General features: G+C 71.1%; 6 protein-coding genes. 4 read left to right on the top strand and 2 right to left on the bottom strand.

Annotated elements, in window-relative coordinates; translation table 11 throughout:
- Positions 1-338: 338 nt before the first annotated feature.
- The 4 genes from I2501_RS05925 (at position 339) to def (ending at position 5,101) form a co-directional block, all read left to right on the top strand.
- Positions 339-1,736, top strand: coding sequence for an HD-GYP domain-containing protein (locus I2501_RS05925; RefSeq protein WP_328806228.1), 1,398 nt, complete (start codon positions 339-341; stop codon positions 1,734-1,736).
- Positions 1,733-3,151 carry an HD-GYP domain-containing protein gene (locus I2501_RS05920; RefSeq protein WP_236045884.1) on the top strand — a complete coding sequence of 473 codons (1,419 nt, stop codon included), beginning with the start codon at positions 1,733-1,735 and terminating at the stop codon, positions 3,149-3,151. Before I2501_RS05925 ends, I2501_RS05920 begins: the two co-directional genes overlap by 4 nt.
- Positions 3,152-3,290: 139 nt before the next feature.
- Positions 3,291-4,253: a tetratricopeptide repeat protein gene (locus I2501_RS05915; RefSeq protein ID WP_196192741.1), complete on the top strand. Its 963-nt coding sequence runs from the start codon at positions 3,291-3,293 to the stop codon at positions 4,251-4,253.
- Positions 4,254-4,495: 242 nt separating this feature from the next.
- The gene (gene def, locus I2501_RS05910) at positions 4,496-5,101 is read left to right on the top strand and encodes a peptide deformylase (RefSeq protein ID WP_196192740.1); all 606 of its coding nucleotides are present in this window, start codon (positions 4,496-4,498) and stop codon (positions 5,099-5,101) included.
- Between the two features lie 66 nt (positions 5,102-5,167).
- Here the strand turns inward: def and I2501_RS05905 are convergent, their stop codons facing one another.
- Together I2501_RS05905 and I2501_RS05900 are read right to left on the bottom strand one after the other, a co-directional pair.
- Positions 5,168-6,208 (bottom strand): ribonucleotide-diphosphate reductase subunit beta, encoded by a 1,041-nt coding sequence (locus I2501_RS05905; RefSeq protein WP_196192739.1) that lies wholly within the window; start codon positions 6,206-6,208, stop codon positions 5,168-5,170.
- Positions 6,208-8,571, bottom strand: coding sequence for a ribonucleoside-diphosphate reductase subunit alpha (locus I2501_RS05900; protein ID WP_196192738.1), 2,364 nt, complete (start codon positions 8,569-8,571; stop codon positions 6,208-6,210). The genes I2501_RS05905 and I2501_RS05900 overlap by 1 nt, the downstream gene beginning before the upstream one ends.
- Positions 8,572-8,603 lie beyond the last annotated feature (32 nt).

Below are 8,603 nucleotides of genomic sequence, written 5' to 3'. Positions count from 1 at the left end.
TGCGTGTTCGTTGGGTTTTTTTGCTGGCCTTCGGGGGGGCTGCCCGCCGCCCCCCCCCCCCCCCCCCCCGCGCCTCTGACGTTTGCAACTGCCCGCGGCAGCACCGCCGATGAAAACGTGCCACTTCTCGCGCTTCAAACCCGAGGGTCAGGGGTATCCAGTCACCCGTTCGTGGCGTTTTTCGCGGAACGTCTGCCCCTGTGCGGGCGCTGTGCGATGAACTGAGGCCCGGACCTGGCGAAGGCGGAGCGGAGTCGGAGTCGGTGGCGGATGCGGAGATCGCGGGCTCGACTGCGGCCGGGGGCGGGGAACCTCTTGGGCTCGTAGGGCGCTGCTACGTGGTCGCGGTGATCACGGCGGCGCTCGTCTGTCCGCTGGAGTTCGGGGTTGGCCGCAGCCCGTGGAGCCAGGTGCTCGTGCTGGGCGCGCTGTACGTCGCCTGCGAGTGGCTGGTGCGGCGTCAGGCGCTCAGCGCCGCAGGTGGGGTGGAGACGCAGACGCGGTGGACCGCGTTCTTCCCGGTGCTGCTCGCCGCAGCGACCCTGCTGCGGCCCGGGGCGGCGGCGCTGGTGCCGGTGCTGGGCGCGGTGCTCGCGCCCGCCGAGCCGCCGCGTGCGCTGCGGCGTGCCTGGAACGCGGCGCAGTTGGCGCTGGCCGCCTGCGCGGCGGCCGAGGTGTTCGACGCGACGGGCGGGAGCAGTGAGCTGACTCAGCGTCAGTTCCCTGAGGTGCTGGGCCCGACGCTGCTCGCCGCGTTGGCGTTCTGCCTGGTGACGGCGCTGCTGGTCGGCGGGATCAGGGTCGCCGCCGAGCGGGCGGACCCGTACACGGTGTGGCGCGGAGCGCTGCTCCGGTCGCTGCTGCCGTGCCTGGGGTACGGGCTGATCGGGCTGATGATGGCCGTCCTGTGGAGCTCCTACGGCGGCTTGGCCGCCGTGCTCGTGCTGCTGCCGCTGACGGTCTCCTCCTGGGTGTACGTCCAGTTCCAGCAGGAGGAGGCCGCGCACCAGGCGACGGTCAGCGCGCTGGTGCAGGCGGTGGAGATCAAGGACGAGTACACCCGGGGCCACAGTGAGCGCGTCAGCCGTGCGTCGGTGCTGATGGCGCGCGAGCTGCGGATGGCGGAGGAGCGTGTCGCCTCGCTGCGGGTGGCCGGGGTCCTGCACGACATCGGCAAGTTGGGCGTGCCGACGCGGGTGCTGCGGAAGAACGGTCCGCTGACCGACGACGAGCACGAGGCTGTGCAGCTGCATCCGACCTTCGGGCACGAGATGGTGCGCGGCATCGGATTCCTGGGCGAGGCGCGTGAGGGCATCCTGCACCACCACGAGCGGATGGACGGGCGCGGCTACCCGTCCGGCCTGACGGGTGAGGAGATCCCGGAGTTCGCCCGGGTGATCGCGGTGGCGGACGCCTTCGACTCGATGACCTCCACCCGCTCGTACCGGCGCGGTCGGCCGGTCACCGAGGCGGTGGTGGAGCTGGAGCGGTGCGCCGGAAGCCAGTTCGACCCGGTGATGGTGGAGGCGCTGGTACGGGCGGTGCGTCGCCACGGCTGGCAGCCGGCGGCTCCGACGGCGGCCGACGAGGCCGCGCCGGACCTGCCGCTCGGAATCCGGGAGCCGAGGCGTCCGGCCGGAGCCGGCGCTGGGGGTGGCGCAGCCCCTGGCACCCCCGGCACTCCGGGTTCCGGTGCCTCAGGGGTGAAGAACGCGGCTACCAGGGTGGCGCGTTGAGCCGTCGTCAACGGCTCCTCGCCCGGGACGTCCGGGCGCAGGAGTGGGAGGTGCGCCGACCGGCCGTGCCGATGCAGCAGGCCGGGTCGGCGGGCGGTACCAGCGGTCTGCGTCCGGGTGCCGCCGGTGCCCCGCCGACGATAGACGCGGCGCGGGTCGGCCGGCTGCCGCGTCGGATCGTGGCCGTCTACGTCTCCGCCGTGGGGTTGGTCGTCGCGTCCGGGGCGTGGCTGGCCGTCTACGGATTCGTGGAGCCGTGGATCGCCCTGGCCTTCGGGACGTTCGTGGCGGTCGGCGAACTGATGCGGACCACTCTGCCGGGCGACCGCGCACAGGCGCCGCTCGGCGCGGCGGGGGCGCTGGCGTACGCGCTGCTCGGCGCGCTGGCAGGGGAGCGGACGCATCACGGGGTGGCCCAGGTCGTGGTGGTGACCACGGGCGCGGCGATGGTCGGCATGGTGCCTCGGGTGGTCCGTGGGCGGCAGCCGCGCTGGGACTCGGTGGCCCGGCGGGTGCTCTCGGTCGGGGTGGCCGCGCTGCTGTTCCAGCCCTTCTACAACCGTGGCGTGCTGCTGCGGCACGGCCTGGAGCACGGCCCGGCGAACGGCGCGTATCTGGCGGTGTGCGCCGGGGTCGCGGCCCTGGCCGACATGGGGTTGGCGGCGCTGCTGGCGGGAGCGCACTCCGGCGCGCGCTTCACGCACGCCTTGCGCGACGAGTCCTGCGCGCTGCTGCGCATCGGCTCGGCGATAGTCGCGACCGGCGTCGTGATCGCCATCGCGGCAGGAGAGATCGGACTCTGGGCGCTGCCGCTCTTCTCCGTGCCGCTGTTGCTGACCCAGGCGGGCTTCCGCCGCTACGCGGCCATCCGGGCTACCCAGAGGCAGACGATCGCCAGCCTGGCCCGAGCCACCGAGGTCGCCGGGTACACCCTGCCGGGCCACGCGCAGCGCGTCACCCTGCTCGCCTGCCGGGTCGGCCGCGAACTCGCGCTGAACGAGGGCGAACTGCTGCTGCTGGAGTACGCGGCGCTGATGCACGACATCGGTCAACTCTCGCTGGTGGACCCGATTCCCGGCGGCGCGACGGCGCTGCTCTCGCGGACGGAGCAGCGGCGGATCGGGCAGTTGGGCAGCGAGGTGATCCGCAGGACCGGCGTTCCGCCCGAAGTCGCCGAGATCGTGGCCCGACTGGCCGAGCCGTACCGTCGTCCGGACGGCAGCCGGGACGGCGACGTCCCGCTCGCGGCGCGCATTGTCCGCGTCGCCAACGCGTACGACGACCTGGCGTGCGACGACCCGGGACCGGCCCGGCGGGAGGAGGTGCTCGCGCAGTTGCGGGAGGAGACAGCGCAGGAGTACGAACCCCGTGTGGTCGAGGCATTGGCTCGTGTTTGCCAGCGGATGCCTGGGTAGGCAGCGAGCGAGGGTGCGCTCGTGGTTGGATGCTGATGCAGGGCCTTGCGGGTCCATGTGTCGACCTATGGATGTAGCAACGCAGGCAATGCCACATGTGCACGCGACAGTGCAGGGGACCGACAAGCGGCAGGCTGAGGTGAAGATCTTCAATCGAGCACGGCAGAGGCCGTCCGCCACCTGGCGGCAGACCACCGACCGCGCCTTCACGCTCATCGGTGACGGTCGGCTCGACGACGCAGGAGCACTCCTGGTCCGGGCGACGGACCTGGAGCCGTGGCTGTCCGACTCGTGGTTCAACCTGGCGCTGCTGCACAAGTTCCGCCGGGACTGGGACCAGGCCCGCGCGGCGGGGCTGCGCGCGGTGGCGCTGCTGGACCGGGGCACCGGCTCGGGCGCGCCGGACTGGTGGAACCTGGGCATCGCGGCGACCGCGCTCCAGGACTGGGCGCTGGCCCGCCGCGCGTGGCAGGCGTACGGCCTGCGCGTCCCGCCCGGTGACGGCCCGGTCCGGATCGACTACGGCATGACGCCGGTCAGGCTGTCGCCGGAGGGCGAGTCCGAGGTGGTCTGGGGCAGACGCCTGGACCCGGCGCGCGTCGAGGTGCTGAGCATCCCGCTGCCGTCCTCCGGCCGCAGATGGGGCGAGGTCGTCCTCCACGACGGCTCGCCGCACGGCGAGCGGGTCGCGGACGGGGTCCCGTACCCGGTCTTCGACGAGATCGAACTGTGGGCGCCCTCGCCGGTGCCGACGCACGTGGTGCTGTTGCAGGCGAGCACCGAGAGTGACCGTGACGCGCTGGAGCGGATCGTCTCCGAGGCGGGCTACGCGGCGGAGGACTGGACGTCCTCGGTGCGGCTGCTCTGCCGGGCCTGCAGCGAGAGCCGGATGGCCTCGGACGACGGCCACAGCGGCGCCCACGACCCCCACGACGACGGCCCACTGGGGCGGCTGAGCCACCACGCGCAGGGGGAACTGTGGGTTCCCGAGCGCGAGTGCGGGGTGGCTGCGCCGGCCGGGCTGGTCGAGCAGCTGCTCGACCGCTGGGTGGCGGAGTCGCCTGCGCGGCGGGCGTACCGGGACCTCGAAGAGGTCTGCTGATTACGATCAGTTGCACTCTGCTCAGGGGCGCTGGGAACTGCGCGACAAGCCACCCTGCGAGGTAGAGCCCCGGACGCGCAGGGCCATCCGCATGTCCGTGGTTCCTCGCGCAGTTCCCCGCGCCCCTGGATAGTGCAACCACCGGCGGGAGCGAAGCGGCGGAGCCGCACATCAGCGGAGCCTCGCGCCGCCGAGGTGGTTACCCTTTGAGCGAAGAGCTGAGATCGTTTGAAGGCGAGAGCATGTCGGAAGAGCAGTTGGAAGCCACCGAGCCGCAGCAGGTGGTCGGGGAGGAGCCGGACACCTCGCGGGGGACCGCGCGGCCGATCACGGTGGTCGGGAATCCGGTCCTGCATCACCCGTGTGCCACGGTGACGGAGTTCGGGCCCGAGCTGCACGCGCTGATCGACGACATGTTCGTGAGCATGTACGCCGCCGAGGGTGTCGGCCTCGCCGCCAACCAGATCGGTGTGGGGCAGCGGGTGTTCGTCTACGACTGCCCGGACGACGACAACGTGCGGCACATCGGCGTCGTGGTGAACCCGGTGCTGGACGACCTGGACCCGTCGCGGCGGAACCTGGACGACGGCAACGAGGGCTGCCTCTCCGTGCCCGGCGCGTACGCCGAGCTGCCCCGTCCGGACTTCGCCGTCGTGCGCGGCCAGGACAAGGACGGCAAGGACATCGTCGTGGAGGGCAACGGCTTCTTCGCGCGCTGCCTGCAGCACGAGACGGATCACCTGAACGGCTACCTCTACATCGACCGGCTCTCCAAGCGGGACCGCAAGGACGCGCTTCGGCAGATGGCCGAGCTGACGCCGCGGTACGAGGTCGTGCCGAACGAGTGACAGCGGGACAGCGAAAGAGGGCGTTCACCCGCACGGGTGAACGCCCTCTTTTGTGACCGGCTGTGCCTAGAAGTCGTCGTCGAAGGAGACCGAGCCCTCGACGGCCATCTGGTACGCGGAGACCCGGCGCTCGAAGAAGTTGGTCAGCTCCTGGACGTTCTGCAGCTCCATGAAGGCGAACGGGTTCTCTGAGCCGTAGCGGACCGGCAGGCCCAGGCGGGCCAGGCGCTGGTCGGCGACGCACTGCAGGTACTCGCGCATGGAGTCGGTGTTCATGCCCGGCAGGCCCTCGCCGCACAGGTCGCGGGCGAACTGGAGCTCGGCCTCGACGGCCTCCTCCAGCATCGCGGTGACCCGCTTGCCCATCTCGTCGTCCCACAGGTCGGGCTCCTCGGCCCGGACCGTGTCGACGATCTGGAAGGCGAAGTCCATGTGCATGGACTCGTCGCGGAAGACCCAGTTGGTGCCGGTCGCCAGACCGTGCAGCAGGCCGCGGCTGCGGAACCAGTAGACGTACGCGAAGGCGCCGTAGAAGAACAGGCCCTCGATGCACGCCGCGAAGCAGATCAGGTTGAGCAGGAACCGGCGGCGGTCCTCCTTGGACTCCAGCCGGTCCATCTTCTCGACGCTGTCCATCCAGCGGAAGCAGAACTGCGCCTTCTCGCGGATGGAGGGGATGTTCTCCACCGCGTCGAAGGCCGCCGCGCGGTCCTCCGGGTCGGGCAGGTAGGTGTCCAGCAGGGTCAGGTAGAACTGGACGTGCACGGCCTCCTCGAAGAGCTGGCGCGAGAGGTAGAGCCGCGCCTCCGGGGAGTTGATGTGCTTGTAGAGCGTCAGCACCAGGTTGTTGGAGACGATCGAGTCGCCCGTCGCGAAGAACGCGACCAGGCGGCCGATCATGTGACGCTCACCGGCGCTGAGCTTGGCGAGGTCGGCGACGTCGGAGTGGAGGTCGACCTCCTCCACGGTCCAGGTGTTCTTGATCGCGTTCCGGTAGTGCTCGTAGAAGTCCGGGTAGCGCATCGGACGGAGCGTCAGCTCGAAGCCCGGGTCGAGGATGTTCTTCTTCGTCTTCGCTGTGCTGGTGCTGGTGTTACCGGTGCTCATTACTGGCAGGCCTCGCAGGACTCAGGGTTCTCCAGGGAGCAGGCGACGGCTTCCGCCTCCTGCACCGTCTGGGCGGCGGCAGCGCGGGCGATCCGGGTCGCCGGGCGCGAGCGCAGGTAGTAGGTGGTCTTCAGGCCGACCTTCCAGGCGTACGCGTACATCGAGCTGAGCTTGCCGATGGTGGGCGCGGCCATGAAGAGGTTCAGCGACTGGCTCTGGTCCAGGTACGGCATGCGGGCCGCGGCCAGGTCGATCAGCGCACGCTGCGGGAGCTCCCAGGCGGTGCGGTAGAGGCGCTTGTAGTTCTCCGGCAGGTCGGTGATCTCCTGGGCGGAGCCGTTGCCCTCGCGCAGTTCCTCGCGGGTGATCGCGTTCCACAGGCCGAGCTTCTTCAGGTCGGCCACCAGGTACGGGTTGACCTGGAGGAACTCGCCCGACAGCGTCTCGCGCTTGAAGAGGTTGGAGACCTGGGGCTCGATGCACTCGTAGACGCCGGCGATCGAGGCGATGGTCGCGGTCGGCGCGATGGCCAGCAGCAGCGCGTTGCGCAGGCCGGTCTCGGCGACGCGGGCGCGCAGCGCGTCCCAGCGCTCGGGCCAGGTCGGTGCCACGTCGAAGTGGTCGATGTGGAGTTGGCCGCGGGCGGCGCGGGTCTCGTCGTAGGCGGCGTGACGGCCGAAGCGCTCGGCCAGCTCGCAGCTGGTCTCGTAGGCGGCCAGCATGACCCGCTCGGAGAGCTTCGTCGAGAGCGCCTTGGCCTCGGCGGAGTCGAAGTCCAGGCGGAGCTTGAAGAAGACGTCCTGCAGGCCCATCATGCCCAGACCCACGGGCCGCCAGCGGGAGTTGGACGTGCCCGCCTCGGGGGTCGGGTAGAAGTTGATGTCGATGACCCGGTCCAGGAAGGTCACCGCGGTGCGCACGGTGGCGTCCAGGCGCTCCCAGTCGATCTCGCCGTTCGGCAGCACGTGGGCGCCGAGGTTGACCGAGCCGAGGTTGCAGACCGCCGTCTCGGAGTCGTCGGTGACCTCGATGATCTCGGTGCAGAGGTTGGACGAGTGGACCGTGCGGCCGGGCAGCGCGGTCTGGTTGGCGGCGCGGTTGGAGGCGTCCTTGAAGGTCATCCAGCCGTTGCCGGTCTGGGCCAGGGTGCGCATCATCCGCGCGTACAGGGTCCGGGCCGCGATGGTGCGGACGGCCTTGCCGTCCTGCTCGGCCTTGACGTAGGCGGCGTCGAACTCGGCGCCCCACAGGTCCACCAGTTCGGGGACGTCGCCGGGGGAGAAGAGCGACCACTCGCCGTCGGCGTCGACGCGGCGCATGAACTCGTCCGGGATCCAGTGCGCCAGGTTGAGGTTGTGCGTGCGGCGCGCCTCCTCGCCGGTGTTGTCGCGGAGCTCCAGGAACTCCTCGATGTCGGCGTGCCAGGTCTCCAGGTAGACGCAGGCCGCGCCCTTGCGGCGACCGCCTTGGTTGACGGCGGCGACGGAGGAGTCGAGGGTGCGCAGGAACGGGACGATGCCGTTGGACTGGCCGTTGGTGCCGCGGATCAGCGAGCCGCGCGAGCGGATCCGGGAGTAGGACAGGCCGATCCCGCCCGCGTGCTTGGAGAGTCGGGCGATCTGCGCGTAGCGGCTGTAGATCGAGTCCAGCTCGTCCAGCGGCGAGTCCAGCAGATAGCAGGAGGACATCTGCGGGTGCCGGGTGCCGGAGTTGAACAGCGTCGGCGAGCTGGGCAGGTACTCCAGACGGCTCATCAGCCCGTACAGCTCGGCGACCTCGGCCACCGACTTCTCGTCGCCTCCGACCTCCAGGCCGCACGCCACGCGCAGCATGAACTGCTGGGGCGTCTCGATCACCTGACGGGTGATCGGGTGGCGCAGCAGGTAGCGGGAGTAGATCGTGCGCAGGCCGAAGTACTCGAAGCGGTCGTCGGCCTGCTGGTCGACGACGGCGTCCAGTGCGTCGGCGTGGGCGGCGACGAAGGCGGCGGTGTCGTCGCCGATCAGGCCCTCGCGGTGGCCGACGGCCACGGACTCGGCGAAGCAGGTCGCGCCCTGGCCGGCCGCCTCCTCGCGGACCTCCTCGGCCAGCAGCCGGGCCGCCAGGCGGGAGTACTGCGGGTCCTCGGCGATCAGCGCGGCGGCGGCCTCGATGGCCAGGCCGCGCAGCTCCGCGTAGTCGGCCCGGGCGCTGCGGCCGCGCAGCGCGGCGGCGGCGACGCGGCCCGGGTCGACCTGCGTCAGGTCCGCGGAGCGCTCGGTGAGCGTGACCAGCAGCGCGGTGCCGGGAGCGTCAGCGGCGTTGCCGCGCGCGTCGGGCTCACGGGTGGGCTGGGGCAGGGTGGGGACGGCGATGTCCGTCATGTACGCGCACGCTCCTCGTTGGCGGCCGGTGG

Source organism: Streptacidiphilus fuscans, assembly GCF_015690355.1.
GTDB classification, from domain to species: domain Bacteria; phylum Actinomycetota; class Actinomycetes; order Streptomycetales; family Streptomycetaceae; genus Streptacidiphilus; species Streptacidiphilus fuscans.
This window is presented reverse-complemented; position numbering and strand designations above follow the sequence as displayed.

What these genes read in the sequence shown, in the direction of transcription:
- I2501_RS05900 (WP_196192738.1), bottom strand. Translation starts at nt 8,571, where the DNA reads ATGACGGACATCGCCGTCCCCACCCTGCCCCAGCCCACCCGTGAGCCC.
- I2501_RS05905 (WP_196192739.1), bottom strand. Translation starts at nt 6,208, where the DNA reads ATGAGCACCGGTAACACCAGCACCAGCACAGCGAAGACGAAGAAGAAC.
- def (WP_196192740.1), top strand. Translation starts at nt 4,496, where the DNA reads ATGTCGGAAGAGCAGTTGGAAGCCACCGAGCCGCAGCAGGTGGTCGGG.